Source organism: Segatella copri (assembly GCF_009494395.1).
Lineage (GTDB): Bacteria > Bacteroidota > Bacteroidia > Bacteroidales > Bacteroidaceae > Prevotella.
In genome coordinates, this window is the sequence record NZ_VZCB01000056.1 from 1 (window position 1) to 1,471 (window position 1,471).

General features: G+C 40.4%; 1 protein-coding gene. It reads right to left on the minus strand.

Going from position 1 to position 1,471, the window contains the following annotated elements; genetic code table 11:
- Positions 1-602: 602 nt before the first annotated feature.
- Positions 603-1,268, minus strand: a complete 666-nt coding sequence (locus tag F7D73_RS06990) for a B3/B4 domain-containing protein (RefSeq protein ID WP_153123400.1) — start codon at positions 1,266-1,268, stop codon at positions 603-605.
- Positions 1,269-1,471: the final 203 nt, after the last annotated feature.

Consider the following 1,471-nt stretch of genomic DNA (forward strand, 5'->3'; position numbering starts at 1 on the left):
GCAAAGGTACGAACAAAAGAGAAGACTACAATGGTATAAACGCGGAGCCGCTTACTTTTAAAAGTAAGCGGCTTCTATCATGGCTTGTCCTTTGGCTTCTATCATGGCTCACTCTAAGCCTTTCTAGTGTTTTTGTTTTAAGCTTCTATTAGGTTTGTTTTAAGTTTCTTTTGTTTTTAGAATAAGTTATCTTTGGACTTGTTTTGAGCCTTAGATAAACTTTACTTATGGCTCTATTAAAGTTTACTTAAGCCTTATTCCAGTTTTTATAGAAGCTCAGGATATTCTCCCGGCTAAGCTGTATGAAAATCCATCGGGGTGAAGAGTGGGTGAAGAGTGGTGAAGAGACAGTCCTACTCTTCACCCATTGAATCGCCTGGTTTACAGATGTTTAAGAGTAAAATGTGAAGAGTGAAGAGTGTTAGAGGAATTCTTCCGTATCTTTCTTCTTCCTTGTAGTTATTGAATATAATGTATCCCGATGTAACGAAAAGTGCCTTTCCATGGCAAAATATTGCTCCAGTAAGGGCAATGTTTTGCCATGGAAAGGCACAGATAGAAACGTCCCGACGTAATTTTCTCTGCTACGGAGAGATTTTATTTTATTGGTAAATAAAATAGTTGCCTTCGTGGCATTTGCAGTATTTCTTCAGAAGGTCCAGAATGAACTCGGCATTCTCGCGCACGTGTTGCTCATCTCCATCATATCCGTTGATGAGAACCACCAGATGGGTCGTGTCAATAGTCATCTTTGTGCGTTCGTTGTCGCTGGTAGGAGTTCCTACGCCACCAATCTTGTCCCGATAAACAGGAAGACCTTCGATATTGATTATACCTCTGCCGATACCTTCGTAAGGTTCGTCTGCCTTCCCGACGCCCAATGTCAGCGTATCTCCTTCAAACTTGTCGGCATCGAAACCACCAATGCTATAACCGTATGCGATACTCGCCAAGTTGACCAGGTCCACCAGCGTATCTCTTTGATAGAGTTCCTTGCCCTGCAGCATTCTTCGGATAAGTGCTTCTGAAGCCGGACGGTAACGGGATGGGTCTTTGCCACAAGCACGATAAACTTTTCGGGTTGCTGCAATTCCGCTTATCTCTTTCAGAGACTCTGTGGTGAGCGTTTCTTTGTATTTCTCACTTAGTGAATTGATTTCATCCCATAGTTCTTTGCTGTATGGAGTATTTTCTACTCTAGCTTCCACGCATGCCCCTACAAAGGTAGGGCATACTGATTCTATTTCTTCCGATACTATTATCTTCATATTCTGAATTGTATTTTTTATATGTACTGTTCTTCCATTATATTTTGACACGGCAAAATTACTAATAATATATGTAATCACCAAGGAAATGTCATTTTTTAAATATCATTTGATGAATACTAACAATGAGTGTGCGCCCGCACGCATGCGCATTGCCTGCATGTATATAATAAAGTGAAATATCAGGAAAAATACGATAAATA